The following is a 26,999-nucleotide window of genomic DNA, read 5'->3' as shown; positions in this document are numbered from 1 at the left end:
CTCTAGCACGTCATGTACCGGGACCGCGCGAGCTTATCTCATCGCATGCTTATAGTTTCTGCTTTCGCTCAGCGGCCGGCGCGTTGGACCACGATGGCTTCGGCGAGCTGGTCGATCGTGTCGATCCCTGCAGATACGTTCATGGGAATCGTGACGTCGAACCGATCCTCGAGCTCCATGATCACGTCCATGATCGTGAGCGAGTCGACGGTGGTTCCGGTCGAGATGACGGTCTGAGGGGTGATGGCCTTCCCGGCGACCTGATAGGGCGCCAGAAGGCGGAAGATCTCGCCGATCACGCTACGCTGCAGTGCTGCACCGGTGTCGGCGACCAGATGATGTGTGGCCTGCAAGGCAACCTCCGCCGTATTGATGGTGGCGGCATCTGATAGAAGCACCGGGCCAATGTGAAATAACAATTGGTTACCCAGTGTTGCGACACATTACGAAATATTGCGCCGCTTTCACTCCGCTGCGAGTGGAGTAGGCTTCAGCCACTCGTCGAAGTCGTGCAACGCCCGTGCGCTGAGCGCCTGCTTGCGTTCCTTGCCACGCAGCGTGCCCTCGATCGGCGGGAAGAGGCCGAAGTTGACGTTCATCGGCTGGAAGGTCGTGGCGTCGGCGCCACCCGTAATGTGGCTCAGCAGGGCACCCATCGCCGTGGTGGACGGCGGCGGCCCTTGCGTCCGGCCCATACGCTCAGCGGCGGCAAAGCGACCGGTCAGGAGGCCGACGGCGGCGCTTTCGACATAACCCTCGCAGCCAGTGATCTGGCCGGCGAACCGGAGCCGCGGCATCGCCTTCAACCGGAGGGTGGCATCGAGCAGACGCGGGCTGTTCAGGAAGGTGTTGCGATGCAGTCCGCCCAGCCGCGCGAACTCGGCGTTCTGCAGGCCGGGGATGGTGCGGAAGACGCGGGTCTGTTCGCCGTGCTTCAGCTTGGTCTGGAAGCCCACGATGTTCCACAGGGTTCCGAGGGCATTGTCCTGGCGGAGCTGCACCACTGCCCACGGGCGATGGCCGGTCCGTGGATCGCGCAGGCCCACCGGCTTCATGGGGCCGAAGCGCAGCGTCTGCGGGCCGGTCGCTGCGATCACTTCGATCGGCTGGCAGCCCTGGAAGTAGGGCGTGTTGGCTTCCCACTCCTTGAACTCGGTCTTCTCGCCGGCCAGAAGGGCCGCGACGAACGCCTCGTACTCGACCTTGCTCATCGGGCAGTTGAGGTAGTCAGCTCCGTCGCCTGCCGGGCCGCCCTTGTCGTAGCGCGACTGCTTCCAGGCGATGGAGAGATCGATGCTTTCGTAGTGGACGATCGGCGCGATGGCGTCGAAGAAGGCCAGCGACTCCTGGCCGGTGAGTTTGCTGATCGCTTCCGCCAGGGCAGGCGAGGTGAGGGGGCCGGTGGCGATGATGACGCTGTCCCAGGCCTCGGGCGGCAGGCCCGCCACCTCGCTGCGCTCCAAAGTCACCAGCGGGTGGGCGAGCAGTGCTTTCTGCACCGCCGCAGAGAAGCCATGACGATCGACGGCCAAGGCGCCGCCGGCTGGCAGCTTGTGCTGGTCGGCCGCCCGCATGATCAGCGAGCCGGCGCGCCGCATCTCCTCGTGCAGGAGGCCGACGGCGTTGTTCTGCGCATCATCGGAGCGGAAGGAGTTGGAGCAGACGAGCTCAGCCAGGCTGTCGGTAAGATGGGCTTCGGTGCCACGCACCGGCCGCATCTCGTGCAGCACGACGGGAACGCCGGCGGACGCGAGTTGCCAGGCCGCTTCGCTGCCCGCGAGCCCGCCACCGACGATATGAACGCTCTTGATGCTTGACGTCATCCCATCCGACCTGAAACCGTGCGCCTCCTTCGCGAACCTATAAATGGGGGAGGGCCCAATGGCCATCAAGTTCCACAATCCAAAGTCTGTCGCACTGGCGGGCAAATACAGCTTGGGGGCCGAAGTCGCCCCGAACGCACGCCTGCTCTACGTCTCGGGCCAGGTCGGCGTCGATTCCAAGGGCAAGCTCGGCGCAGGCATCGAGAAGCAGGTCGAGCTTACCTGGAAGAACATCGGCCAGGTCCTGAAGAGCGCCGGCATGGGCTACAAGGACATCGTCAAGATCACGGGCTTCATCACCGATGCTCGCTACATGACGGCTTATCGCGAAGTCCGCGGCCGCTTCATCGGCGAGCCCTATCCTGCGTCGACGCTGGTGATCGTCTCCGGTCTTGCCGATCCCGGCATGATGGTCGAGATCGAGGTCGTCGCAGCGAAGTAGATCGACCTGTCCGTCCAGGCGTAGCGCGTTGACCGAACCTCTTTCCTATGGGCGGCTGCTGCGCCTGGATGGCATGCCCGAACTGTTTCTGGCGGCCTGCCTGTCGCGCCTGGCCGGCCGCATCTTCTCGCTGGCCATCGTCCTCTACGTCCTGGACCGCTTCGGTTCTCCAGCGCTGGCGGGATGGGTGGCGTTCGCCTCGATGGCGCCGGGACTGCTGATCAGCCCCCTGGCTGGGGCGTTGCTCGATCGTCTCGGCGCGGCGAAGGCGATCGTCATCGACATGGCGGCGAGCGCGTTGCTGCTCCTGGCACTCGGTCTCGCCGACGTCGCAGGCTCGGTCACCGAGCCACTATTGCTGACGCTGGTGACGCTCTACTCCCTCACGAGCCCGCTCGGTACTGCCGGCATTCGCGTCCTGATCCCGCGCCTGGTCCCGAAGGACGCGTTGGATCTGGCCAATGCATTGGATACCAGCAGCTACGCTCTCATCAATGTTGCCGGGCCCGCCGTCGCGGGATTGCTGTTTGGCTTCGCCGGTTCGCAGACGACTCTGCTGGCGATCGTGCTTCTCTACGCGGCAGCGGCCGTCAGTCTCGTGCCCCTCATACGCCGCACGTCCAATGGCCACGCCGCATCGACTGGGCCTTTGATCGGAGACGCCGTGGCCGGCGTGATCTACTTCGTGAGGCACACGTCTCTCCGTGGTCTCGCCATCTCCTATGCCTTGTTCCAGGTGAGCTGGGGCATTCTCGTGGTCGCCGTTCCCGTGGTGGTGATGAAGGAGCTGGGAACGGGCGCCCGTGCGGACACGGTGGTGGGCGGCCTGTGGGCCGCGGCTGGCCTCGCTGGGGGGCTCGGCGCGCTTTTCGCCGGACACCTTCGTACTGTCGACCGCGAGCGGCAGTTCATCGCGATCGGTGCGCTCGCCACGGCAGTCGCAATCTTTCCGGTGAGCGCCAGTTTCGGCCTCGTCGGTTTGGCGATTGGTCTGGTTCTGGTGGGCTTCGTGGAAGGTCCCGTCGATGTCGGCGTGCTTTCGCTCCGGCAACGGCGTACCGATCCGGGATGGTTGGGCCGTGTGCTCGCCGTCTCGATGAGCTTCAACATGTCCGGTTTGCCGCTGGGCTCTGCCATCGGTGGCGTCATCGTGATGCATTCTCCATCCCTGGCGTTTGCTACCGCCGCCTTGGCGTCGGTCCTTGCCGCGGCGGCCACCTATGCGCTTGTGCCGGCGACGTCGGAGAGATGAATTCGCGCTCGAAACTCGGCACTATGGTTTGCAAATGACGAACGCTCTCAAAGTCGGTCTGGCGCAGCTCAATCCCAAGGTCGGCGATGTGGCGGGCAACCTCGCCAAAGTGCGCGCGGCGCGCGCGGAGGCGGCCTCGCAGGGCGCCGAACTGGTGCTTTGCGCGGAGACGGTGCTGTCGGGTTATCCGGCCGAAGACCTGGTGCTGAAGCCTGCTTTCCAGAAGGCTTGCCACGAGGCGGTCGAAGCCCTGCGCGCCGACACGCAGGACGGCGGCCCGGCGTTGTTCGTCACCACGCCGTGGCGCGAGGGCGACAAGCTGCACAACGCCATCATCGCTCTCGACAAGGGCGAGATCATCGGCAAGCGCTTCAAGGTCGATCTGCCGAACTATGGCGTGTTCGACGACAAGCGTGTCTTTGCGCCGGGGCCGATGCCGGGGCCGCTGGTCTTCAAGGGCGTGCGCATCGGTGTGCCGATCTGCGAGGATATGTGGACGCCCGACGTCGTCGAATGCATTACCGAGACCGGCGGCGAGATCATCCTGGTGCCAAATGGTTCGCCCTACGAAGTCGGCAAGACCGACGTGCGCGTGCAGCTCGGCGTCAAACGTGTGGTCGAGAGCGGCTTGCCCTTCGTCTACCTCAACCAGGTCGGCGGCCAGGACGAGCTGATCTTCGATGGCGGCTCGTTTGCGCTGGGGGCCGACCGGGCGCTGAAGGTCAAGCTGGCTTCCTTCGCCGAACAGGTGGCGACGATCGAGTTCCGCCGTGGCCCATCCGGTTGGGAATGCCTGCCCGGTCCGATCGAGCTGGAGATGAGCGACATCGAATCGATCTACCGGGCGATGGTGCTGGGCCTGCGCGACTATGTGAACAAGACCGGCTTCCCCTCGGTGGTGATCGGCCTTTCCGGGGGCGTCGATTCGGCGATCACGGCGGCAGTAGCAGCCGATGCCCTGGGGCCCGAGCGCGTGCACGCGATCATGATGCCGTCGCCTTATACCAGCCGGGACTCACTGGAAGACGCCGAGGCCTGCGCACGCGCCATCGGCATCCGTTACGACATCGTCGACATCGGCCCCGCCATGGAGGCGTTTCGCGGCATGCTGACGCCGCTGTTCGGCAATCGCGCCGAGGATGTCACGGAAGAGAACATCCAGAGCCGCGCCCGCGGCGTTACCTTGATGGCCGTGTCCAACAAGCTTGGCGGCATGGTCGTCACCACCGGCAACAAGTCGGAGATGGCCGTGGGTTACGCCACGCTCTACGGCGACATGTGCGGCGGCTTCAATGTGTTGAAGGACGTCTACAAGACGACGGTGTTCGAGCTTTGCCGCTGGCGCAACAAGCACTTGCCGCAAGGCGCCCTCGGCAAGGCCGGCACGGTGATCCCCGCGCGCATCATCGACAAGCCGCCGTCGGCCGAGCTGCGGCCGGACCAGAAGGACTCCGATTCGCTGCCACCTTATCCTGTCCTCGACGCCCTCCTGAATGGCTTGATCGAACGTGACCTCAGCACAGCCGATCTCGCGCAGGAGGGCCATGATCCGGCGGTCGTGGATCGCGTGTGGCGGCTACTGGAAGGGGCGGAATACAAGCGACGTCAGGCGCCGCCTGGCGTCAAGATTACCTCACGTAACATCAGCCGTGAACGGCGCTATCCGATCGTGAACGGCTTCCTCGGCTGACAAAAAGACAGAGTGGATGGATGCGATGCTGATTGCCCAGATCTCCGACATGCACATCAAGAAGCCGGGCGAACTGCTCTACGGCCGGATCGACACGCAAGGCTATCTCGAGCGCGCCGTGGCGCATGTGAACGCGCTCGATCCGAGTCCGGATATCGCCCTTGTGACGGGTGATCTGGTGGATGGCGGCAAGCCCGAGGAGTACGAAAACCTCAAGCGTATGTTGTCGGCTCTGCGCATGCCGTTCTACCTCATTCCCGGCAATCACGACGCGCGCGACCCGTTGCGGGAAGTCTTCTCGGAGCACACTTATCTGCCTCGCAGCGGCTTTCTTCAGTATGTCGTCGAGGACCTGCCGCTGCGCCTCATCGCTCTCGACACCCTGGTGCCCGGCAAAGGGTTTGGCGCCCTGTGTCAGGAGCGATTGGACTGGCTGGAAGCGCGGCTGAAAGAGAGCGACCAGCCGACACTTCTTTACATGCATCATCCGCCCTTTGATTGCGGCATCTATGCCTTCGATGCAGCCCGTCTCAACGAAGGGGCGGAGCGGCTGGCTGACATCGTCAGGGCTCGCGGAACCGTCGAGCGCGTGCTGTGTGGCCACGTCCACCGCCCGATCCAGGTGCGCTGGGCTGGCACCATGGCCTCGATTGCCCCCAGCACCGCCCATCAAGGCACGCTGGACATGCGCCCCGGCGCCAAGCTCTCGATGACGATGGACCCTCCGGGCATTGCACTCCATCTGTGGCGGCCAGCGACTGGACTGATCACTCATCTGAGCTATGTCGGATCTTACGAAGGGCCGCGCCCGTTCAGTTGAGACCTGATCGCCTCTGCGTTGTCAGTCCTTCGTCGCCGGCAGGACCAGTCGCGTGAAGATGGCGAACGGGATGATGCCCTGCAGCGGCCCGCCATAGTGGCCGCCGTTGATCATCACAACGAGGCCGAGGTCGGGTTGAGCATAGAGCCGCTGACCGCCATAGCCGAAGCCGGCTGACCATTTGAGGTCGCGGCCACGAAGCAGGGTGCGTCCCAGCCACCATTGATAACCGTAGAAGTAGAGCCCATCGCCGTTGATCGATGGCTTCAGCGACTCTGCCGCCCACCCCTTGGGAAGGACCTGCTTGCCGTTCCATTGTCCGTCGGTCAGCAGGAGCTGGCCGAGCTTGGCGCTATCCCGTGCCCGAAGTCGCAAACCCGAAGCGGCGGCCAGTTTGCGGTTGAGCGGCATCTCGACCCACTCGAAGTCCACGATGCCCAGCGGGCCGAACAGCTTCTCCCGCGCATAGTCATCGAGACGACGACCCGTCGTCTTTTCCAGCGCCATGGCGAGCAGCATCGTGTCGCCGCCGCTGTAGTTGTAGACCGTGCCCGGAGGCGCCGCGAGCGGTTGCTCCAGTACGTAGCGGACAGGATCTGCGGAAGCGATGAGCTTGCGCTCGCTGTTCGCCGGATTGCTGTAGGGCGTGGTCTCGTCCCATTTCAGCCCCGAGGCCATGGTCAGCAGATGACGAAACGTGATCTTCATCTTCTCAGGCGTGCCGAGGTGGGCGAACTCTGGAAACGCTTCGAACACGGACGAGTCGAGCGCGGGGAACTTTCCTTCTGCCAACGCGATCCCGACCAAAAGAGAGGTGACGCTCTTGGAGATCGACCGCAGGTCGTGCTTCACGTCGGCGGCGTAATCGACCTTGCCGAGAGGCATGCCCCAGCGCTGGTCCGTGCCGGTGTAGTAGCGCTCCATCACCAGCTTGCCGTGGCGAACGACGACCACCGCATGGATGTTGGCGTCCGGCCATTGGGCAATGAGCTTGTCGAGATCGCAGAGGCGGTCGGCGTCGATCCCGACGTCGGCCGGTGTGGCCAGGCTCCAGCCGTCGCCGATGTCGGCAGGCATGCCGCAGTTCTTCGCTTCCTGCGCGTGTAGGGGCGCAGCGAATGCAAGCACTGCCAGCGCAAGCATGAGAAGTCTTACCATTGCGGCCTAGCTTAGGTCGTGCGTGACGCGGGGCAAGTCATGTTAACCTTCCGGTTATGAAGCTCTATTCCGGACCGCTCAGCATGTTCGGCGCCAAGGCCGAGATCGCAGCCCGTGAGAAGAGGCTCGACGTCGAGCTCATCATGGTGCCCTTCGAGATGAAGCGGCTTTATGAACCGAAGCATCCTGAAGTGTTGCGGATCAATCCCAAGCGCCAGGTGCCGGTGCTGATCGACGACGGTCCGGGTGGTGACCTGGAGATCTTCGACTCGACACAGATCTTTGAATATTTCGAAACCGTGAAACCCGAGCCGCCACTGTGGCCCATTGAGCCAAAGGCCCGCGCTCGGGCGCGGCTGCTTGAGCACAAATCGGACGAAGTCTATTTCCCACACATCATCCGATTGATGGGGCTGCAGGGAGCACCGGAAGATCCGGCCGCCGTCGTGGCGCGTGACGGTGCGGCGAAATTCTATGACGAGATGGAGCAGATCGTCGGTGAACAGGAATGGCTGGCCGGCAGCTATTCCTATGCCGACATCGCCTTCTACATGGCGCAACTCTTCGGCGCCCGAATGGGTGCGCCCATGACCGACGCGCATCCGAAGCTTAACGCCTGGCGCGATCGTATGAGCGCGCGTCCTGCCGTGGGCCAAGTCGCCGGCGCCATGGGCCGCTATCTGCTTTCGCAAGGGCGTACGCTGCCGCCGTTTCTGGCCAAGCTCAGCAACTGACCATGACGAAGATCCTGTTTCTGCCCGGCGCCGGTGGTTCGCCGGGCTTCTGGCATCCGGTGGGCACGCGCCTGCCGGCGGATTGGCCAAAGGAGTATTTCGGTTGGCCGGGCCTCGGCAATCAGCCGCACGATCCGGCGATCAAGGGCCTGGACGATCTGGTGCAGTTGGTCGCCGCGAAGATGGAAAGTGGGCCGGTCGATCTGGTGGCGCAGTCTATGGGTGGGGTCGTTGCCGCGCGGCTGGCGCTTGAACGGCCACAACAGGTGCGCCGGCTGGTTCTCTGCGTAACGTCGGGCGGTGTCGACATGACGGGCCTCGGCGCCAGCGATTGGCGATCCGACTATCGTGCATCGTTTCCCAATGCTGCGGACTGGATCACGGCGAGCCGGTCGGCCTCACTGTTGCCCGTCGAGAAGATCGACGTGCCCACTTTGTTGATCTGGGGTGATGCCGACGCGATCAGCCCCGTTGCAGTGGGCCGGCATCTTGAGCAACGCCTGCCGAAGGCGCGGCTCGAGATCGTTGCCGGTGGCAGTCATGACGTGGCCAGCACGCATGCCGACCACGTCGCGCGTTTGATCGCCGGGCATCTCGCCTAGGGCTTCACCGTCCGCTTCAGGACCGTCTCGTAGACCTGCAGGATCGTCGAAGAGTCGTTGTCGCCCATCCCCATACGGCGCGCCATGCGCTGCAGGTTGTGGGTGGCCGAGCCCTGCGGCAACGGCACGTCGAGTTCGTCGGCGAGTTCCATCGCAAGGTGGAGGTCCTTGTGTGCGAGGTTCAGCGCGAAGGAAGGCGGCGAGAACTTGCCCGAGAGGGCGCGCTCCGAGAAGGCCTTGAAGACGGCGGAGTTGCCGCTCGAGCTGGCGATGACCTGCACCAGCTTGTTGGGATCGAGGCCGGCCGTGACGCCCAGCATCAGGCCCTCGGCTGCGGCCGCGGCATTGCAGAAGGCCATCATGTTGTTCACGAGCTTGGCCACCGTGCCGGTGCCGAGCTCACCCATGTGGATCACGTTGGCGCTGAACGATTGCAGGACGGGCAGGGCGTCGTCGAACACCTTTTTGTCGCCGCCTACCATGATGGCGATGGTCGCGGCCTCGGCGCCGACCGTGCCGCCGCTCACCGGCGCATCCAGCATGGCGATGCCCTTGGCGGCCATGGCGGCGCCGATCTTCTTCACCATCGAAGGCGCGTTGGTGCTGAGGTCGATATAGGTCTGGCCCTTGGAGATGTTGGCCAGGATGCCGTTGTCGCCCAGGGTCACGGCCTCGACGTCGCGCGGCATGGGCAACGAGGTCATGACGACGTCGGCACCCTTGGTCGCCTCGGCCACGGATTTCGCGGCCGTGGCGCCGAGGTCGGTGCAGGTCTTCACCGCCGCCGGGTTCAGATCGAACACGGTCACGGCATGGTTGCTGCGCTTGATGATGTTGCGACACATGGGGCCACCCATGTTGCCGACGCCGATATATCCGACCTTCAAGGCTTCCTCCTGAAAAGAAAATTTACCCGCCGACTATACGCCGGAATCGCCGCCGCCTAGTGTTGCTGGGCGAAAGAGCCCGCAGTGCAGCGGGCCTCGGGAGGAAGAACGGACTCATGGCGCACAACAAGCTGCATCCCATCCCGCATCCGCCACGGACGCCCGTGCTGGGCAACATGCTCACCGTCGATGGCGGAGCACCGATCCAGGACCTGATGCGGATCGCGCGGGAGCAGGGGCCGATCTTCTGGCTGGATATGATGGGGACGCCGCTGGTCGTGGTTTCCGGCGCCGACCTCGTGGCCGAGCTTTGCGACGAGAAGCGCTTCGACAAGGCGGTGCGCGGCTCTCTGCGGCGCGTGCGCATGCTGGGCGGCGATGCGCTGTTCACGGCGGAGACCCAGGAGCCGAACTGGCAGAAGGCGCACAACATCCTGCTGCCGACCTTCGCGCATCGCATGATGCAGACTTATCACGAAGGCATGCTCGATATCGCCGATCAGCTCGTCACCAAGTGGGAGCGGCTGAATGCCGACGAGGAGATCGACGTGGTGCGCGACATGACTGCGCTCACGCTCGATACGATCGGCTTGTGCGGCTTCAACTATCGCTTCAACTCGTTCTATCGCAGTGACAACCATCCCTATGTCGAGTCGCTGGTCCGTGCACTCGAAGCGGTTATGAAGATGCGTGGCCTGCCGCTGGAGGACATTACCCAGCGCAAGAGTCGCAAGAAGCTTGAACAGGATGTCGGTTTCATGAACGGCATTGCCGACCGCATCATCAAGGAGCGCCGCGAGGTGCCGGCGGACGATGCCGCCAAGCCGGATCTGCTGGGCTTCATGCTGAGCGGTCTCGACAAGCAGACCGGCGAGCGGCTGGACGACGTCAATATCCGCTACCAGATGAACACCTTCCTGATCGCGGGTCATGAGACCACGAGCGGGATGCTGTCGTTTGCGATCTACTTCCTGCTGAACAATCCGCACGTGCTGCAGAAGGCTTACGAGGAAGTCGACCGCGTCCTGGGCCGGGACATCAACGCCAAGCCCACGGCGCAACAGGTCAATCAGCTCGTCTATATCGGTCAGATACTGAAGGAGTCGCTGCGACTGTGGCCGACAGCGCCGGCCTTCGGCCTCTACCCGTACCAGAACGAAACGATTGGCGGAAAATACAAGCTCCGCAAGCGCACCTTCGTCACGGTGCTGACGGCGATGCTCCATCGCGACAAGTCAGTATGGGGCCCGCAGGCCGAGGTCTTCAATCCGGACAACTTCGCGCCGGACCGCGAAGCCAAGATGCCGCCGCATGCCTTCAAGCCATTCGGCAACGGCCAGCGCGCCTGTATCGGCCGCCAGTTCGCCATGACCGAGGCGACTTTGGTCATCGGGATGATCCTTCAGCGTTTCCGTCTGGTCGACCACGCGCGTTATCAGCTCAAGATCAAGGAGTCGCTCACCATCAAGCCAGAGGGGCTGATGATGCGTGTACGGCTGCGGCCCGATGTCGTGCGCGGCAGTGGTCAGGTCGCGGTCTCTGCAAAGCCGGCGCCGCGCAAGGCGCCAAAGAAGGCCGCCGCCAGCCACGGCACCAAGCTCGCCGTGCTGTTCGGCTCCAACATGGGCACGGCCGAGGAACTGGCGCGATCAATTGCGGAGGATGCCGAAGCGGCGGGCTTTGCCACGACCCTGGCGAGCCTCGACGATATGGCGGGCAAGCTGCCGACAGAGGGCGCCATCGCAGTCGTCTGCGCGTCGTACAATGGCGGGCCGCCGGACAATGCCGTGCAGTTCCTCAGGTCGTTGCGGGAGATGCCGGACGGCGCTCTGAAGGGTGTGCGCTACACTGTCTTCGGATGTGGCAATCGCGACTGGGCTTCGACCTATCAGGCGATCCCGCGTGAGGTTGACGAACTGCTGGCAGCCAAGGGCGCAGAGCGACTCTACACGCGCGGCGAAGGCGATGCCCGCGAAGACCTCGATGGCAACTTCCAGGCCTGGTACGAGCCGATGCTGCCGGACGTCGCCGGCAAGCTCGGCGTCAAGCTCGATGCCGAGGCGGCCGCGGCGCAGGAACCGCTCTACCAGGTGCAGCCGGTCGATAAGCCGCCTGCAAACCCGATCATCGGCGGCCATGGGGCTCTGCCGATGCGCGTGCTGGCCAATCGCGAACTGCAGAACCCGGACAAGTCGGGTCGCAGCACGCGCCATATCGAAGTGTTGTTGCCAGACGGCGTCAGCTATCGAGCGGGCGACCATCTCAGCATCGTGCCGCAGAACAGCGCGGTACTGGTTGAGCGTGCGATCCGCCGCTTCGGTTTCACTCCTGGCGCCCATGTGCTGCTGACGGCGCCCGAAGGACGCCGAGCGGCGTTGCCCGTCGGCGAGGCGATCTCCGTCCATCGCCTGCTCTCCGACTATCTCGAATTACAGCTCCCGGCGACGCGCAAGCAGATCCAGACCATGGCGCAGCATACGCGCTGTCCGTTCACGCGGCCCAAGCTCGAGGCGCTATTGGAGGAGGAGCGGTTCCGTGCCGAGATCCTGGCCAAGCGCAAATCGGTCCTCGACCTGCTGGAGGAGCATCCCGCCTGCGAACTGCCGTTCGCGGCCTTCCTCGAAATGCTGCCGTTGATGACGCCGCGCTACTATTCGATCTCGTCGTCGCCCATGGCCGATGGCGCGCGTTGCTCGGTCACGGTGGCCGTCGTCGAAGGGCCGGCGCGGGCTGGCGCCGGCGTCTATCACGGTGTCTGTTCGAACCATCTCTCGCGGCAGGCTGCCGGTAGCACGGTCCAGGCCTTCGTGAAGGAAACGAAGGTCGGCTTCCGGCTCCCGGTCGATCCGGCGGCGCCGATCGTCATGGTCGGGCCGGGCACCGGCCTGGCACCATTCCGCGGCTTCCTGCGCGAGCGCGCTGCGCTCAAGGCGCAGGGTCGTGCCCTGGGACCGGCCTTGCTGTTCTACGGTTGCCGTCACCCGGATCAGGACTACATCTATGAGGATGAGCTGAAGGAGCAGGCCGACATCGGCGTCGTCGATCTCGAAGTCGCGTTCTCGCGTCATGACGGAAAGAAGACCTACGTGCAGGATCTCTTGAAGGAGAAGGCGGAGAAGGTGTCGGCGCTGATCGACCAGGGCGCGATCGTCTATGTCTGCGGCGATGGCGGCCGGATGGAGCCCGACGTGAAACGTGCTCTGATCGCGCTTCATCGCGAGAAGACGGGCGCCGATGAGGCAACCGGCGAGGCCTGGATGGCGAAGCTCGCCGCGGACAATCGCTACGTGCTGGACGTGTGGGCGAGCAGCTGACCGAGTTCAACGATCGCGACCGGCAGAAGGCGCGCGAGCTTCGGCGCGTCAAGGCTGCGGCCACGGCGCTGCTGGTATTTACGGCGGGCCTCTTCGTGCTGGCACGGCACTACGAGCCCCAGCATTGGGCCTGGGGCTACCTTGCTGCCTTTGCCGCTGCCGCCACCGTGGGCGGCCTTGCGGACTGGTACGCAATCGTGGCGCTGTTCCGCCGGCCGCTCGGTCTGCCGATTCCGCACACCGCCATCGTGCCGCGCAACCACCATCGTATCGCCGAGACTCTCGGCGAGTTCATCGAGACGAACTTCCTGGCGCGCGAACCCGTCGAGGCGCGGTTGCGCGAGGTCGACTTCGCTGCTCTGGTCTCGGAGTGGCTGAGCGATCGAGAGCGCAGCGCCGCTTTGGCCGGCTTCGTGATGCGTCTGGTGCCGCAGGCCCTGACCTCGATCGACCAGTCCGGCCTGAAAGGCTTTCTCGGCAAGCGTGTCATGGCCGAACTGGAGCGGATCGAGTTGGCGCCACTGGCCGCTGGCTTGCTGAGCGCCGTCACGGAGAAGAACCGCCACCAGAGGCTGCTCGACGAACTGCTGGGCGCGCTCGAGAAGGTGCTGGCCAACGAGGAAACGCTGGCGGCCTTGCGCGAGAAGATCCGGCAGGAGCTGCCGGCGCTGTTCAATCTCTACCGCGCCGATGCCTATCTGCTGCGCAAGATCGTCGCCTCGACGACGGCCTTCATCCAGGATGCGCGGGCCGATGCCAGCCATCCGCTGCGCCGTGAATTCGACAGTTTTGTGTCAGGCTTCATCGAACGGTTGCGTCACTCCCAGGCCTTCGCGCGGCGTGCAGAAAGCCTGAAGCGCGACATGCTCGCGCGTCCGGAGATCGCTGCTGTTGCCGAGGGTGCCTGGGAGAGTTTGCGCAGCTTCCTCGAACAGGATGCACGGGCGCCAGACAGTCAGGTGCGACGCCAGCTCGAAGCCATGCTGGTCGATGTCGGCAGCCAGCTTGCGCGCGAGCCTGCCATCCGCGCCGAGATCAACCGCGGCATGGTGCAGGTCCTGTCCGACTTCGTGGAGAGCCAGAAGAGCGGCGTCGGGCGCTTCATTGCCGATCAGGTGAAGTCGTGGGACATCGATATGCTGATTGGTCGCATCGAACTCACTGTCGGGCGTGATCTGCAATATATCCGTTTCAATGGCGCAATGATCGGCGGGCTCGCGGGTTTGGCCTTGCACGCCCTCGAGCAGGGGTTGAAGCTGCACCTGTAATCTACAGGAGGTTCAAATGGCCGATGCCCCGCAGAACTTCACCGACATGTTCAAATCGCTCGGCGAACAGCTCAAGGTTCCCGCTTTCGACATGGCGAAGATCATGGAGCACCATCAGAAGAATCTGGATGCGATGACGCGCTCCTGGCAGGCGATGGCCGGTGGCGCCAACGAGATCGCGAAGAAGCAGCGCGAGATCTTCGAAGCCGCGATCAAAGATGTCACCGCGATGGTGCAGGAGTACAAGCCTGGCGGTTCGGCGCAGGACGTCATGGCCAAGCAGAGCGAGTTCGCCAAGAAGGCGATGGATGCCGCCATCACCAACACGCGCGACATTACCGAGCTGGTGCAGAAGTCGAGCACCGAGGCGTTCAAGATCGTGCAGGACCGGATGAAGGAGTCCTACGACGAGATTCGCGCCGGTCTCGAGAAGAAGTCCTAGAGCGGGATGTCGCTGGGGCGTACCCCAGCGAGAAACTCAAGCGCGGCGCCAATCCGGGAAGACGAAGCTCTTCCAGCCGGAGCGGTCAAAGCGCTTCCACTGACCTTCCGGCTGCGACAGCCGGTCTGCGACGGCATAGACGGCGGCCGGATGATGCCCGAGGCCGCAATGGCTGCCGTAGACTTCGATATTCTCGACCTGCTCGCTTTCGACGTTCAGGCACGTCTGCCAGGCGCAGATGCCGTCGGTACGGCTGAAGATCGACGTCGTCGGCACCGGCGGCGGATCGGCGAGCGGGCCGGCAATGTGGTGGTCGCGGTCTTCGACGCTCTGCCCCGAAGCGAACTCGTAGACGCGCCAGGCGTTGGTTGCCTTCGGACTGCCGGTGAAGGGGCTGCCGAGGCTGATCACCGAACGCACCTTTTCGGGGCAGCGTTTGGCGAGCTGGCGCGCGTAGATGCCGCCCAGGCTCCAGCCAACGAGGCTGATCTTGCGGTGGCCGTGGCGCTCGTAGAGTTCGTCGACGCGATCCAGCATGGCGCCTTCGATGCCCGGGCGCAGGCCGAGATTGCGGCCCTGCTTCCAGCCATGCACGGCATAGCCTTGCGCCTTCAGGAAGGAGCGCAGGGGCTGCGTGGAGAGATCGCTCGCGAGAAGACCCGGGAGAACAAGGACGGGATGACCATCGCCGCGCGGCGCGGCGGAGAGCCAGGGCCGCAGCAACATGAAGGCGCCCAGTTCCTGGACAGCACGACCTTCGAGGAACAGCAACGTACGCGAAGGGGGACGCAATGTCTCAGCGGCAGCCGTCAATTTGGGCCTCCTTATCGTTCCCGCAGACTCTCACATATCGGTAGGCAACGGAAGGGTTTCAACCTTTTACGACCGCCGTCTTGAGCTCGGCCGTCGCCTCGACCAGATAATCGCCAAGCCGTGCAACATCCGGCACGGCGCGGCGATCGGCGGTGAGGCCGAAGTTGAGCGCATCCATGTAGCTCTGCACCGTGATGTTGAGCGCTGCGCCATGGGCCGGAATGGAAACCGGATGCAGCGCCGTCACCTTTGCGCCGGCGCAGTAGAGCGGCATTGGTGGGCCAGGCACGTTGGAGATGGTGACATTCATCGGCATCGGCAGCTTGTCGGCCAGACCGCTGCGGCCATAGACCAGCATCATGAGCTGCAACAGGATCGGCGCGCCGACGAAGGCGAAGTCCTGTGGGACGGCGTCGCGGAACGTGCCTGCGATCTGCTTGGAGTCGGTCGATGACTTCACGATTGCCTTCAGCCGCTCCACCGGATCGGCGATGTCAGTCGCGATCTGGCAAAGCATGCCGGACACTTGATTGTTCTGCCGCGTGTCGCCGGGCTCGCGCAGGCTGATCGGCACGCCGGCGATGAGCGGCTTGTCGGGGAGCTGGCCTTTCTCCTGCAGGTAACGCCGGAGCGCACCACTGCACACCGCCATCACCACATCGTTGAGTTTGGCGCCGCTCGCCTTGGCGATCGCTTTGGCGTCGGACAGCGAGATCGTGCGGGCCGCGTAGCTGCGCTCGCGCGTGATCGTTGCGTTGAAGGGTGTCTTGGGCGCGCTGAGCGTCGGGAGCTGGCTGGCCAGGTTCTGCAACGTGCTAAGCGCCTTGGGCGCTTCGCCGGGCTTGCCGAGGAAGGCATTGGTCATCGAGTTCACGATGTCGGGCGCGGCCTGCCAGAGCTTGATCTGCTGGCGCATCATGTTGGTCATGATGTCGGCGACGCCCTTCACCGGATCAACGGCGGTAGGGGAGACAGGCGCGGTGGTCGATGACGAAGGCTTGGGTGGTGCGGGCGCGACGTCGCGTGGTGTGGCGCTGACGTCGTAGAGCGCCTTGTTGATCGCCATGCCGGCGCCGCCGTCGATCGCGGCGTGGTGCACCTTCGAATAGAGAACGCCCTGTCCGTTCGACAGGCCGGTGATGACATAGAACTGCCAGAGCGGTCGGCTGCGATCGAGGGTGTTGGCGTGCAGCCGGGAGATCACTTCCTCGAGCTGCTCCTCGGTGCCGGGGGCGGGCAGAGCGGTTTCGCGCAGATGATAGTCGAGGTCGAGTTCAGGCTCGTCGACCCAACCCGGATGGTCGAGGTCGTAGAGCGATGGCGCCAGCCGCTTGGAGAAGATCGGGATGGTGTGCAGGCGGCTTTCGAAGAACTTGCGGAAGTGTTGGTAGAAACTTCCTTCGAAGCCCGGCGGCAGTTCGAAGTAAGTAAGCCCGGCCACGTGCATGGGCGTCTCTGGCGTCTCCAGGTAAAGGAACGACGCATCGATGCCCGAAAGTTGCTGCGTTTCCATTGGCGTCCTCCCACGGTCGCCGGTTTTTAGTCGTTGGACGATTTGTCCTCCGGCGAGCTCGCATTAGGCAAGAGGGTATCGCTTGTCTGTTCACATAACTAATTGAAAAATATAGATATTCTATTTTTCTTCCCGCAGCGCACAAATTTATGTTGCAACGCACAATAGCGATCCCATATACGCCTCCTCACCGCGTAGCGCACACCAATCAATTGCAGGAACTCATCACATGACCACCAACAATGCCGCGCTCGACACCGTGATCGAGCATGCCAATGAAACCACCAAGGCCGCCGGCGAGCGCGTCCGCGAATTCGCGCAGATCGGTGTCCGCAAGGCCACCGAAGGTGTCGAGCAGATCAGCAAGGCCGTGCAGAGCGCGTCGGAAGAGCTGAACGCTCAGGTCAACCAGGCCCGCGACGGCGCCACCAAGGCCAGCTTGAAGCTGCTCGATGTCGCCAAGGAAGATGCCGACGCCGGCTTCGCCGCCATGCGCGACTTCCTCGCGGCCAAGTCGCCGCTCGAGGCGTTCGACGTCTCGGCCAAGTACTGGCGCGGCCGCATCGAGACCCGCATCGCCCAGGCGCAGGACCTCGGCGCCTACGTGCGCAAGGCCGCCGACGATGTCGTCCGCCCGGTGCAGGAGCGCATCGAAAAGTTCGCGAAGGCCGCCGCCTAAGCGACTTCCGCCGTCTTTAGAAGAAGGCCCGTCCGCGAGGACGGGCCTTTTTCATTGGCCGATCGCATCGAGCACGAACTTCACGCGCTGCGGCACGGGCACGAGCGGCAAAAGCACCAGCTCGTAACCGAAATCTCGATAGGCGCCCGTAACCGCCTCGAACGTGCGAACTGCTTCGTCGAAGGTCTGCTTGCGCTCGGCATCGTGTCCGAAGATTTCTGGCCAGGGCGGCGCCGCGAAGACACGCCGGTTGTAGCGGAAGCGGTTGGCAGCGGCAGTCACGTGCGGCGGCACCGTGCGTCCGATCAGTCGATAGTAGCCCGCGATATCGGGCACGCCGCGATCGAAGAATACCGGCTTGGCCTGAGTTTGAGCCGAACGGTAGGACTGCAGCTCCCACGAAAGCATCAGCTCTGCAAACAACCCGGGATCACGCACCGGCAGAGCCGGTCCGTCTATGGCGGTCTGGTCTTGGATGATGGCGCGACCGGCTTCGATCGTGCGCGCGAAGCCAGCGGCGACGAGTGCATCGATCAGCGTCGTCTTGCCCGATCCCGGGCCACCCGTGATGACGTGAAAAGAGGTGATGAAGGAGCGTTCTTCTGCAGGCATGCCTATAGTGTCTCCAAAGGCGGAACTTCGGGAGGAGTGGAATGGATCGGTTCTGGCTCAAGAGTTACCCGCCGGGCGTGCCCGCGGACATCGATCCGTCGGTCTATCCCAGCGTCGTGTCGCTGCTCGAAGAGAGCTTTGCCAAGTATCGCGACGCCAAGGCCTATGTCTGCATGGACAAGGCGCTGACCTTCGGCGAGGTCGATACGCTGTCGCAAGCGCTCGCTGCCTGGCTGCAGAGCTGGGGGCTGAAGCGGGGGGCACGGGTCGCGATCATGATGCCCAACGTGCTGCAGTATCCGGTGGCTATCGCTGCCGTGCTGCGGGCCGGGTTCATCGCGGTCAACGTCAATCCGCTCTATACGGCGCCTGAACTGCATCATCAGCTCGAGGATTCCGGCGCGGAAGCCGTGATCGTTCTCGAGAACTTCGCGTCGACGCTCCAGAAGGCAATCGCCGGCACGCCGGTGAAACATGTCGTCGTCGCCTCGGTCGGCGACCTCATGGGTTTCCTCAAGGGCATGGTCATCAACTTTGTCCTTCGCAATGTGCGGAAGCAGATCCCGGCCTGGTCGTTGCCGGGGCATTTCAAGTTCAACGATGTGATTGCGGCCGGCCGTTCGATGCGGCTCGATCGTCCCGATCTCGGGCCGCAGGACGTGGCGGTTCTGCAATATACCGGCGGCACGACAGGCGTGGCCAAGGGCGCCACACTCCTTCACCACACGATCGTGGCGAACCTGCTGGCCTCGGAAGCATGGATGCAACCGGGGCTGAAGCGCAAGAAGCTGGAAGGTCAGTTGACCATCGTCTGCGCCTTGCCGCTTTACCACGTCTTCGCGTTCATCACCTGCGGCCTGCTCGGCATGCGCACGGGCGCGCTCAACATCCTGATCCCCAATCCACGCGACATGAAGGCCACGATCACGGATCTGGCCAAGTACAGAATGAACGTCTTCCCCGGCGTCAACACGCTGTTCAACGGTCTGCTCAACCAGCCCGACTTCGCCAAGCTCGACTTCTCCTCGCTCGTGATTTCCAACGGTGGTGCGATGGCGATCCAGGAGGCCGTGGCGAAGAAATGGCTTGCGGTCACCGGCTGTCCGATCGTCGAAGGATATGGCCTTAGCGAAACCTCGGCAGGCGTGACCTGCAACCCGACCGACTCCGAGCAGTATACCGGCACGATCGGCCTGCCCCTGCCGAATGTCGAAGTGCGTATTCTCGATGATCACGGCAAGGACGTGCCGTTGGGTGAAGCCGGCGAGATTGCGATCCGTGGGCCGCAGGTCATGCAGGGCTACTGGCAGCGTCCCGACGAGACTGCCTTGGTGATGACGCCTGACGGCTTCTTCAAGTCGGGCGATGTCGGCGAGATGGACGCGCGAGGCTACATCAAGATCGTGGATCGCAAGAAGGACATGATCATCGTCTCGGGCTTCAAGATCTTCCCCAACGAGGTCGAGGGCGTCGTGGCCGCTCATCCGGGTGTCCTCGAATGCGCCGTAATCGGCGTGCCCGACGAGAAATCCGGAGAGGCCGTCATGCTGTTCGTGGTGAAGAAGGATCCAGCGCTCACCAAGGAAGCCCTCGCGGCCTACTGCGCCAAGGAACTGACGGGCTACAAGCGGCCCAAATACATCGAGTTCCGCAGCGAGCTGCCGAAAACCAACGTTGGCAAGATCTTGCGGCGGGAATTGCGGGACGCCGTGGTCAAAAAAGCCGCCTGACGGGCTCGCCGATTGGGGGTAGGGAGGCCTTTCAGGACGAACGCGGTTTCCGCTATGATGGCCGCGGAACCGGTTTCCGAGGGGGATTGATGGCTGCGAGACGTTTGATTGCCGCGATGCTCGGTGCGTCGACGCTCGCTGCCTGCGGCGATCCGCTGCCCCAGCCGCTGTACAACGAAGTGACACCGCCGGCCGCCTTCAGGGTCCACCCGGGCGGCGTTCGCATCGACAATGAAGGCTACCAGCTCGATGCCGAAGGCTACCGCGTCGACAAGAGCGGCGAGCGCGTCGGCATCATCGACGTGCCGGCCAAGACGGCGGGCGACGGATCCAATGCCGTCGCAGGCTACTATATCAGCACCACCGGCCAGAACGCCCCCGGCCGTGTCGCCGCTCCCAGCGAAGGGGCGGGAGCCGGCGTAGGGGCGGGCCCCGGGGCCATGAACCTGCCGACGCCGTCTCAAATGCCGCAGCAGGCGCCGATCACACCGGCGCCCGGCAACGTGCCGCCGCCCGCCGGCTATCGTTGATTTGCTTCTGAGCGGGGCTTTCCCTACTCGATTTTCACGCCGGCCGCCTTGATCACGGGCGCCCATTTGGCCAGCTCGTCCTTGATGAACTTTTCCGTGCGCTCGGGCGTCGTGTCGAATGCCGGCACGGCTGCGATCTTCTCCAGCGCATCGGTGAAGGCCTTGTCGGTCATCAATTTGCGCGTGGCCTGATCGATCGTGTCGACGACGTCCTTGGGCGTATTGGCGGGGCCCAGGACCAGGTTGAAGGTATAGGCCTCGTAACCTGGCACACCGGCCTCGATCACCGTGGGGATGTCCGGTGCGGCAGGGGCGCGCTTGGCATGGGCGTAGCCCAGGATGCGCACGCGGCCCTGGCGGTGGAACTGCAGGGTCGTGCTGATGGTCTCGAACATCCAGACGACGTTGCCCGACATCATGTCCTGCAGGGCGGGCATCGAGCCGCGATAGGGGACGTGCTCCACGTTCATGCCGCCGACCGACATCTTGAGATATTCGCCGGCGAGGTGGGTGATGCCACCGGCGCCCGACGAGCCGTAGGAGTATTTGCCGGGGTTCTTCTTCATCAACTCGACCAGGCCCATCAGCGTGTCGGGCATCGAGGGATGGGCGACGATGACCAGCGGGTTGACGCAGATCGAGGAGATCGGCGTGAAGTCCTTGATGGGGTCGTAGAGCGGCTTCACGAACGCGGTGGGATTGATCGCGTGGGTCGAGGAAGGGGCAAAGAGGAAGGTGTAGCCGTCCGCCTTGGCGTTCTTGACCTCGACTGCGCCGATCGACCCGGCAGCACCGGCCTTGTTCTCGACGACCATGTTCTGGCCGAGCAGCCCGGTCATCTTCTCCGCGACCATGCGGCCGATGATGTCAGTCGGGCCGGCCGGCGGAAACGGCACGACGAGGCGCACCGGGCGATCGGGATACTTGGCCTGGGCGCGTGCAATCGACGGAGCGGCCAATGCGGCGGCGCCCGCCACGATGAGTTGACGGCGTTTCATTGTCGGAATCCTCCCAAGAGTCTCTTTAGCTTCTAGTTCAGCGTTTCATTGAACAGTTCGATCATGGCATTCCACGAGCGGCGATCGGTTGCCTCGTGAAAGAAGAAGCCTTTCATGCCCCGCGAATCCGCCGCTGGATTGGTGAAACTGTGGCCGGCGCCGCCATAGAGCTGCAGACGCCAGTCGATGCCTGCGGCCGTCATCTCGTTCTCGAATCCGGCGCGCTGCGCCGGCGGGATGATCGGATCATCCGCGCCGATGCAGACCAGCACCTTGCCTTTGATGTTCTTCGCGTCTTGCGGTCGAGCCGTCGCCAGGCCGGAATGGAAACCGACGATCGCCTTCACGTCGGCGCCACTGCGTCCGATCTCGAGCGCCGTGGTGCCGCCGAAGCAATAGCCAATGGCGGCGAGCTTCGCGGGATCGACTTCCTTCTGAGACTTCAGCACGTCGAGGGCGGCGAGTGCACGGGTGCGGATGCCGGTGGGATCGGCCATCCAGGGCGCCAGTCGCGCCATCGTCTGGGTCCTGTCGGCCAACGGCTTGCCGTCGCCGTGGTAGTCCATCGCGAAGGCCGCGTAGCCAAGGCCCGCCAGCCGTGCGGCGATCTTCTTCGTATGGTCCGTGAGGCCCGGCCCCTCATGGCAGACCAGCACGCCCGCGCGGCGGCCGGGCTTGCCGTCATCGACGACATACTGTCCGATCATGCGGACGCCGTCGGCACTGTATTCAATGTCCTGCGTGTGCATGTTTGTTGGTTTCCTCTCCAGTTGCGGGGGACACTAGAGCACGTCTCACCCGGCTGGAAGCAGCGGGTGGGAGGTCGTGCTCTAGAATCTAGGGAATCCAGAGCAGCTTGGGCTGCTCTGCCGGAGCCGGCTTGACCCGCCAACACGCGCTCGCCACAAGTCGCCTCGCATGGTTTCTTCTGCCTCCCCACCGGTCGTCCGCTTTGCGCCGAGCCCCACCGGGCTGCTGCATGTCGGCAACATCCGGGCTGCATTGTTCAACTGGCTCTTCGCCAAACAGCGGGGCGGCACGTTCATCCTGCGTCTCGACGATACGGATCGTGCTCGCAGCCGCGTGGAGTTCGAGCAGGGGATCGAGCGCGATCTCGGCTGGCTCGGCCTCGACTGGGATCGCAAAGAGAAACAGTCGGACCGCCTGGCGCACTATGACTCTGCGCGCGATCAACTGATCGCAGCCGGCCGACTCTACCCTTGCTATGAAACGCCGGAGGAACTCGAGTTCAAGCGCAAGCGGTTGCTCGCGCAGGGACGTCCGCCGGTCTACGACCGCGCGGCGCTCAAGCTTTCGGACGATGATCGTCGCCGGTTCGAAGGCGAGGGCCGCCGGCCGCATTGGCGCTTCAAGCTGGTCGCCGAAGAAGTGCGCTGGGACGACCTGGTGCGCGGGGCCCAGCATGTCGACGAGGCGAGCCAGAGCGATCCCGTGCTCGTGCGCGCCGACGGCACCTATCTCTACAGCTTCACCTCGGTGGTCGACGACATCGCCTTTGCCGTGACGCATGTGATCCGGGGTGAAGATCACGTCACCAATACCGGTGCGCAGATCCAGATGTTCGAGGCGCTGGGTGCCGTGGTGCCGGTCTTCGCGCATCTGCCGTTGCTGGTCGATGCAGCGGGTGGCGGCTTGAGCAAGCGTACGGGCTCTCTCTCCATCGCCGACTTGCGCGAGCGTGGCATCGAGGCGCTGGCCATCTCCGCCTTGCTGGCGCGGCTGGGAACCGCCGATGCCGTCGAGCCCGTGGCCTCGCTCGAAACGCTCGTGGCGTCGATGGACTTCACGAGGGTCGGGCGCGCGTCCGCACGATTCTCGGAGGATGAACTTGCGCAGCTCAGCGCGCGCACTTTGCACATGCTGCCCTACGCGACGGTGAAGGAACGGCTCGCCGAGATCGCTTCCGATCTTGGCGAGGCCTTCTGGCTCGCCATTCGCGGCAACCTCTCGACCTTGGGCGATGCCAAGGCGTGGGCCATGGTCGTGACTGGGCCCGTCGCGCCGGTCCTCGAAGATCCGGCCTTTCTCGCCGAAGCAGGCGGCCTGCTGCCGGCGGATCCCTGGGACGAAACGAGCTGGAAGGCGTGGACCAGCGCTGTCACCGCAGCGACGGGCCGCAAGGGCCGCCAGCTCTTCCATCCGTTGCGGCTGGCGCTGACGGCGCAGGAGAAGGGGCCGGAGATGGCGAAGCTCCTGCCGCTGATTGGACGTGCCCGGGTCGAGGCGCGGCTCGGTGGCCGCACCGCCTGAGGAAAGCCATTGCCGCCGGGCGTCAATTGCGCGGCAAGAACCCTTCGTATAGGTTGCCGCCATGTCGCTGTTCTTCCTCCCCGGCGCGTCCAGCGCGCGATGTATCGAGGTCTGAGACCCGTCCGGGTCCAGTCAGCCTTCGTTCGTATGTGAATTCGGGAGCAAGGGGCGATGTCCCTCGTCATCTACAACACGCTGTCGCGCGAAAAAGAACCGTTTGCGCCGCTCGATGCCGCCAATGTCCGGCTCTATGTCTGCGGCCCGACGGTCTACGACTATGTCCATATCGGCAACGCCCGACCGGTCGTCGCTTTCGACGTGCTCTACCGACTGCTGAAGCGGCGCTATCCGCGCGTCACCTATGTCCGCAACATCACGGACATCGACGACAAGATCATGACCCGCGCGTCGGAGAACAAGGAGCCGATCGAGCAGCTCACCGAGCGCACCGCCGCCGCCTATCAGAGCGACATGGCCCGGCTCGGCGCGCTGCCGCCCGACGTCGAACCGCGCGCGACACAGTATGTCGGCGAGATGATTGCGCTGATCGAGCGGCTGATCGAGCGCGGCCATGCCTATGCTGCGGAGGGACATGTGCTCTTCAGCGTGCCGAGCATGGACGATTACGGCCGCCTGTCGCGCCGCTCGCGCGATGAATTGATCGCCGGCGCCCGCGTCGACGTGGCGCCCTACAAGAGAGACCCGGCCGACTTCGTGCTGTGGAAGCCCTCGACCGAGGCGCAGGCAGGATGGACGAGCCCATGGGGCCGTGGCCGGCCGGGCTGGCATATCGAGTGCTCGGCCATGAGCGCCGCTCACCTCGGCGAGACCTTCGACATCCATGCCGGCGGTCTCGACCTCATCTTCCCGCATCACGAGAATGAGATCGCGCAAAGCCGCTCGGCCTTCGGTCACGCCATCATGGCGAAGTACTGGATGCACAACGGCTTCCTGAACATCTCCGGCGAGAAGATGAGCAAGTCGCTGGGCAACTTCTTCACCGTCCACGAGCTGCTTGATCAATATCCTGGCGAGGCCATCCGCCTGCTGCTGCTGTCGGCGCATTACCGCCAGCCGCTCGACTTCACGCATGAAGGGCTGACGCAAGCCAAGGCGACGCTCGACCGCTGGTACGGTGCGCTGCGCGGCAAGGAACTGAAGTCAGTTCCCGTGCCTGCGAGTGTCGAGGAAGCGCTGGCGGATGATCTCAACACGCCCCAAGCCATCAGCGCCGTTCACCAGTTGCGTGATCCATCAGAGTTGAGGGCCGGCGCCGGCGCACTCGGCTTGCTGCAGCAGGATGCCGAAGCTTGGTTTCGCTGGATGCCGGCAGCGGCGTCGGCCGGCCCGTCGGACGCGGAGATCGAAGCTGCGATCGCTGCCCGTCAGGCGGCGCGCAAGGCCAAGGACTTCAAGGAGTCCGATCGCATCCGTGATGACCTCAAGGCCAAAGGCGTCATCCTGGAGGACGGGCCGAAGGGTACGACCTGGAAACGCGGCTAAGCCGCGTTCGGCATCTTCCGCTCGGGCCCGAGCTCGTGGCACTTGATCGCGATGAACTTGGGCTTGAGGGTATGCAGGCCCTTGAGAAAGGCGGCCATGTGCGGCGTCGCGAAGTGGTCCTTGAGCGCCTGCTCGTCCTTCCACCATTCACGCACGCGCATCAGGTCGGGCTCGAGCAGGTCGAACGCGTAGTCGTAGCCGGCGCAGCCCGGCTCGGCGCGTGAGGCCTCGATCATCGGCCGCGCGAGGGCACGCACCTGATCGGCCTGGGCCGGATCGAAACGGGCATCGGCGAGAACGATCAGCATTTTTGGCCCCCTCAGCGCTTCTCGAAGATGATGCTCTGTACGGCGCGGCCGAAGTAGCCCTTTGTATCGGCAAGTCGTGCCGCAGCGATGCCGACGCAATCGGGCCCGACCCAGGTTTCAGCATCGAGCAGGATCCATTCACCGACCGGCTCGCGGCCGAGGCTCACCGTCAAATCGGCGTTGATGAAGGTCCAGTCCTTCATGTCGAAGACCGACGAGGTGCCGTTGCAGAAGTCGGCGGCGATGGTGGCGCGCATCAACGGCGAGATGGCGGCATCGGCCACGATCGGCCGCGTCGCGCGATACCAGACGGCCGCGGGGCCGGGAATGCGGAAGCCGCCCCCAGCGACGCGCATGTCGATGCCTTTCAGGAACGGCGTCTCGGTCGCGAAGAAATCAGGAGCCCCGCAGAGCTCTGGCATCGGCAGTTCGACGTTCGGACCCTGTGCGACGGCGGGTGTTTCCTTGGGCTCGATGCGGATACGCAGCGCGCTCGCGCGCACGACCTCGGCGCCGTCGGCCAGCAGCCTCACCGACACGAGCTGGATCTTGCGGCCCTCGCGGACGATCTCCGTTTCGATCGAGAGCGGGGCGACGGGCACCGGCCGCATGAGATCGACGGTCAACCGCGCCACTCGCATCGGCACGGGCGAAGGAAGCCGCTCGACCGCCCAGCAGATGAGCGAAGAGGGCGCAGCCCCATGCTGCAGCTTTGGATTCCAGGGGCCGCCTGCAAATGCGCTGGTTTCGGCGGCGGCGCCATCGACGCGATAGATCGACTCCATACTCTCTAGCTCCGTGCGAACCGGAGCAGGTCGGCATTGAAGCGCTCTCGGTCGGTGATGAACAAGCCGTGGGGGGCGCCTTCATAGGCGTCGAGGCGGCTGCCGGCAATCGCGGCACTCGTGCGATAGGCATTGCGGGCGATCATAGGCAGATCGGCGGTGCCGTAGACGACCAAGGTCGGCACCTTGATCGTCCGCAGGTTGGCGCGGAAGTCGGTCTCGGTGAAGGCGCGCACGCATTTCACAAGAGCCGCGGGATCGGCCTGGAAGGCCATGTCGAGCGCCCACTTCAGCGTTTCCGGCGTGGCGTCCGGACCTACGAGACTCGGTGCGCCAGCGGTCAGGTACTGTTTCGTATCGGCTTCGAGGGCGGCCACGAGCTGGTCGAAGGCTGCTCGGTCCGTACCTTCGGGATTGTCGGATGTCTTGAGAGCGAAAGGCGTGGTCGGCGCTACGAAGAACGTCCGAGCGACATGCCTGCCGCCGTGCCGTGCGAAGTAACGTGCGATCTCGCCGCTGGCCATCGAGTGGCCAACGAGCGTTGCACCGGTGACGCCGGTATGGGTGAGGATTGCCGCGAGATCGTCGGAGAGAGTGTCGTAGTCGTAGCCGGTCGGCGGCTTGGCTGAATGGCCGTGGCCGCGCCGGTCGTAGACGATGACGCGATGGCCGTTGGCGACGAGATAGTCGAGCTGCGGCTGCCAGATCGCACCGGACAGCGACCAGCCATGGATGAACACGACCGGTGAGCCGTTGCCTTCGTCACGATAGGCAAGAAGGTGGCCGTCGCGGGTTTCGACGAAAGCGGGGCGGGGCATGATGATC

General features: G+C 64.2%; 26 protein-coding genes. 14 read left to right on the top strand and 12 right to left on the bottom strand.

The genetic code is table 11. The features are described from left to right. Positions 1 to 68 precede the first annotated feature (68 nt). Positions 69 to 398 carry an acyl carrier protein gene (locus EPO50_RS24195; protein ID WP_296348315.1) on the bottom strand — a complete coding sequence of 110 codons (330 nt, stop codon included), beginning with the start codon at positions 396 to 398 and terminating at the stop codon, positions 69 to 71. A 66-nt stretch (positions 399 to 464) separates the two neighbouring features. Beyond that, positions 465 to 1,823, bottom strand: coding sequence for a methylenetetrahydrofolate--tRNA-(uracil(54)-C(5))-methyltransferase (FADH(2)-oxidizing) TrmFO (gene trmFO, locus EPO50_RS24190; RefSeq protein WP_296348313.1), 1,359 nt, complete (start codon positions 1,821 to 1,823; stop codon positions 465 to 467). A gap of 58 nt (positions 1,824 to 1,881) precedes the next feature. On the opposite strand from trmFO, the gene EPO50_RS24185 reads away from it, so the two are divergent. The 4 genes from EPO50_RS24185 to EPO50_RS24170 are packed head-to-tail and all read left to right on the top strand — an operon-like array spanning position 1,882 to position 6,027. Continuing rightward, the gene (locus EPO50_RS24185; protein WP_296348311.1) at positions 1,882 to 2,265 is read left to right on the top strand and encodes a Rid family hydrolase; all 384 of its coding nucleotides are present in this window, start codon (positions 1,882 to 1,884) and stop codon (positions 2,263 to 2,265) included. Positions 2,266 to 2,293: 28 nt separating this feature from the next. After that, complete coding sequence (locus EPO50_RS24180) at positions 2,294 to 3,517, top strand: MFS transporter (RefSeq protein ID WP_296348308.1); 1,224 nt, start codon at positions 2,294 to 2,296, stop codon at positions 3,515 to 3,517. A gap of 34 nt (positions 3,518 to 3,551) precedes the next feature. After that, positions 3,552 to 5,207, top strand: a complete 1,656-nt coding sequence (locus tag EPO50_RS24175; RefSeq protein ID WP_296348307.1) for an NAD+ synthase — start codon at positions 3,552 to 3,554, stop codon at positions 5,205 to 5,207. A gap of 25 nt (positions 5,208 to 5,232) precedes the next feature. Beyond that, positions 5,233 to 6,027 (top strand): phosphodiesterase, encoded by a 795-nt coding sequence (locus tag EPO50_RS24170; protein WP_296348305.1) that lies wholly within the window; start codon positions 5,233 to 5,235, stop codon positions 6,025 to 6,027. A 21-nt stretch (positions 6,028 to 6,048) separates the two neighbouring features. Here EPO50_RS24170 and EPO50_RS24165 read toward each other — a convergent pair whose 3' ends face one another. After that, positions 6,049 to 7,104, bottom strand: a complete 1,056-nt coding sequence (locus tag EPO50_RS24165; RefSeq protein ID WP_296348303.1) for a serine hydrolase — start codon at positions 7,102 to 7,104, stop codon at positions 6,049 to 6,051. 137 nt (positions 7,105 to 7,241) lie between these two features. Here EPO50_RS24165 and EPO50_RS24160 point away from each other — a divergent pair, with 137 nt between their 5' ends. Continuing rightward, positions 7,242 to 7,919, top strand: coding sequence for a glutathione S-transferase family protein (locus EPO50_RS24160; RefSeq protein WP_296348301.1), 678 nt, complete (start codon positions 7,242 to 7,244; stop codon positions 7,917 to 7,919). Between the two features lie 2 nt (positions 7,920 to 7,921). Next, a complete protein-coding gene (locus EPO50_RS24155; protein ID WP_296348300.1) occupies positions 7,922 to 8,521 on the top strand; it encodes an alpha/beta hydrolase in 600 nt (199 codons plus the stop codon). On the opposite strand, the gene EPO50_RS24150 is transcribed toward EPO50_RS24155, so the two are convergent. Further along, positions 8,518 to 9,408 carry an NAD(P)-dependent oxidoreductase gene (locus EPO50_RS24150; RefSeq protein WP_296348298.1) on the bottom strand — a complete coding sequence of 297 codons (891 nt, stop codon included), beginning with the start codon at positions 9,406 to 9,408 and terminating at the stop codon, positions 8,518 to 8,520. The genes EPO50_RS24155 and EPO50_RS24150 overlap by 4 nt on opposite strands. Before the next feature lie 116 nt (positions 9,409 to 9,524). Here EPO50_RS24150 and EPO50_RS24145 point away from each other — a divergent pair, with 116 nt between their 5' ends. From EPO50_RS24145 to EPO50_RS24135, 3 genes are read left to right on the top strand one after another with little or no spacing between them, the layout of a single operon-like run. Then, positions 9,525 to 12,722, top strand: a complete 3,198-nt coding sequence (locus EPO50_RS24145; protein ID WP_296348296.1) for a cytochrome P450 — start codon at positions 9,525 to 9,527, stop codon at positions 12,720 to 12,722. Next, on the top strand, positions 12,707 to 13,990 hold the full coding sequence (locus tag EPO50_RS24140) for a DUF445 family protein (protein ID WP_296348294.1): 1,284 nt from the start codon (positions 12,707 to 12,709) through the stop codon (positions 13,988 to 13,990). Before EPO50_RS24145 ends, EPO50_RS24140 begins: the two co-directional genes overlap by 16 nt. Positions 13,991 to 14,006: 16 nt before the next feature. Then, positions 14,007 to 14,432 carry a phasin family protein gene (locus EPO50_RS24135; RefSeq protein ID WP_296348292.1) on the top strand — a complete coding sequence of 142 codons (426 nt, stop codon included), beginning with the start codon at positions 14,007 to 14,009 and terminating at the stop codon, positions 14,430 to 14,432. A gap of 36 nt (positions 14,433 to 14,468) precedes the next feature. On the opposite strand, the gene EPO50_RS24130 is transcribed toward EPO50_RS24135, so the two are convergent. Together EPO50_RS24130 and EPO50_RS24125 are read right to left on the bottom strand one after the other, a co-directional pair. Next, positions 14,469 to 15,245: an alpha/beta hydrolase gene (locus tag EPO50_RS24130; RefSeq protein WP_296348290.1), complete on the bottom strand. Its 777-nt coding sequence runs from the start codon at positions 15,243 to 15,245 to the stop codon at positions 14,469 to 14,471. Positions 15,246 to 15,303: 58 nt separating this feature from the next. Continuing rightward, complete coding sequence (locus tag EPO50_RS24125; protein WP_296348288.1) at positions 15,304 to 16,758, bottom strand: wax ester/triacylglycerol synthase family O-acyltransferase; 1,455 nt, start codon at positions 16,756 to 16,758, stop codon at positions 15,304 to 15,306. A gap of 229 nt (positions 16,759 to 16,987) precedes the next feature. Here EPO50_RS24125 and EPO50_RS24120 point away from each other — a divergent pair, with 229 nt between their 5' ends. Further along, a complete protein-coding gene (locus EPO50_RS24120) occupies positions 16,988 to 17,437 on the top strand; it encodes a phasin family protein (RefSeq protein ID WP_296348285.1) in 450 nt (149 codons plus the stop codon). A 51-nt stretch (positions 17,438 to 17,488) separates the two neighbouring features. On the opposite strand, the gene EPO50_RS24115 is transcribed toward EPO50_RS24120, so the two are convergent. Beyond that, positions 17,489 to 18,049, bottom strand: a complete 561-nt coding sequence (locus EPO50_RS24115; RefSeq protein ID WP_296348283.1) for an AAA family ATPase — start codon at positions 18,047 to 18,049, stop codon at positions 17,489 to 17,491. Positions 18,050 to 18,090: 41 nt separating this feature from the next. Between EPO50_RS24115 and EPO50_RS24110 the strand changes: the two genes are divergently transcribed. After that, positions 18,091 to 19,779 (top strand): long-chain-fatty-acid--CoA ligase, encoded by a 1,689-nt coding sequence (locus tag EPO50_RS24110; protein WP_296348281.1) that lies wholly within the window; start codon positions 18,091 to 18,093, stop codon positions 19,777 to 19,779. Between the two features lie 89 nt (positions 19,780 to 19,868). After that, positions 19,869 to 20,309, top strand: coding sequence for a hypothetical protein (locus EPO50_RS24105; protein WP_296348280.1), 441 nt, complete (start codon positions 19,869 to 19,871; stop codon positions 20,307 to 20,309). A gap of 23 nt (positions 20,310 to 20,332) precedes the next feature. Here the strand turns inward: EPO50_RS24105 and EPO50_RS24100 are convergent, their stop codons facing one another. Beyond that, on the bottom strand, positions 20,333 to 21,307 hold the full coding sequence (locus EPO50_RS24100) for a tripartite tricarboxylate transporter substrate binding protein (RefSeq protein ID WP_296348278.1): 975 nt from the start codon (positions 21,305 to 21,307) through the stop codon (positions 20,333 to 20,335). 32 nt (positions 21,308 to 21,339) lie between these two features. Then, a complete protein-coding gene (locus tag EPO50_RS24095) occupies positions 21,340 to 22,056 on the bottom strand; it encodes a dienelactone hydrolase family protein (RefSeq protein WP_296348276.1) in 717 nt (238 codons plus the stop codon). A gap of 169 nt (positions 22,057 to 22,225) precedes the next feature. On the opposite strand from EPO50_RS24095, the gene gltX reads away from it, so the two are divergent. Together gltX and cysS are read left to right on the top strand one after the other, a co-directional pair. After that, positions 22,226 to 23,578 (top strand): glutamate--tRNA ligase, encoded by a 1,353-nt coding sequence (gene gltX, locus EPO50_RS24090; RefSeq protein ID WP_296348274.1) that lies wholly within the window; start codon positions 22,226 to 22,228, stop codon positions 23,576 to 23,578. 171 nt (positions 23,579 to 23,749) lie between these two features. Continuing rightward, positions 23,750 to 25,081 (top strand): cysteine--tRNA ligase, encoded by a 1,332-nt coding sequence (gene cysS, locus EPO50_RS24085; RefSeq protein ID WP_296348272.1) that lies wholly within the window; start codon positions 23,750 to 23,752, stop codon positions 25,079 to 25,081. Here the strand turns inward: cysS and EPO50_RS24080 are convergent. From EPO50_RS24080 to EPO50_RS24070, 3 genes are read right to left on the bottom strand one after another with little or no spacing between them, the layout of a single operon-like run. Further along, entirely contained in the window at positions 25,078 to 25,389 is a 312-nt protein-coding gene (locus tag EPO50_RS24080) for a putative quinol monooxygenase (protein ID WP_296348270.1), read from the bottom strand. The genes cysS and EPO50_RS24080 overlap by 4 nt on opposite strands. Positions 25,390 to 25,400: 11 nt before the next feature. Next, a complete protein-coding gene (locus tag EPO50_RS24075; RefSeq protein ID WP_296348269.1) occupies positions 25,401 to 26,174 on the bottom strand; it encodes a thioesterase family protein in 774 nt (257 codons plus the stop codon). A gap of 5 nt (positions 26,175 to 26,179) precedes the next feature. Further along, entirely contained in the window at positions 26,180 to 26,992 is an 813-nt protein-coding gene (locus EPO50_RS24070; RefSeq protein ID WP_296348267.1) for an alpha/beta hydrolase, read from the bottom strand. Between the last annotated feature and the right edge of the window lie 7 nt (positions 26,993 to 26,999).

The sequence above is a fragment of the Reyranella sp. genome (assembly GCF_004297405.1).
Taxonomy (GTDB): domain Bacteria; phylum Pseudomonadota; class Alphaproteobacteria; order Reyranellales; family Reyranellaceae; genus Reyranella.
This window is presented reverse-complemented; position numbering and strand designations above follow the sequence as displayed.